The organism is Mesorhizobium sp. M7A.F.Ca.MR.362.00.0.0 (genome assembly GCF_004023175.1).
Lineage (GTDB): Bacteria > Pseudomonadota > Alphaproteobacteria > Rhizobiales > Rhizobiaceae > Mesorhizobium.
In genome coordinates, this window is record NZ_RZTF01001259.1 from 1 (window position 1) to 211 (window position 211).

Sequence of the window (211 nt, forward strand, 5' to 3'; positions counted from 1 at the left end):
AGCTAATGTATCTTGTGCACTATTTGTAGTAGAACTTATGTGTATTTTCCACCCTTGATTTGGCAGAGAGATATTATTAAGTAAGCAATAAGTCCAATGTTCATCGCTTTTCAGAATCCAATGTTGAGGGAGTGATGGTAAAATAAACTTTGTTTCATTTGCTTTTTCATTAGGTGGTACGTAATATTTTTCATTTGGAACAACATACTTC

At 32.7% G+C, this 211-nt stretch carries 1 protein-coding gene; it reads right to left on the bottom strand.

Annotated features, from left to right (window positions below; genetic code table 11):
* The coding region (locus EOC06_RS41360) for a hypothetical protein (protein WP_206631532.1) at nucleotides 1–211 on the bottom strand (211 nt) is incomplete at both ends.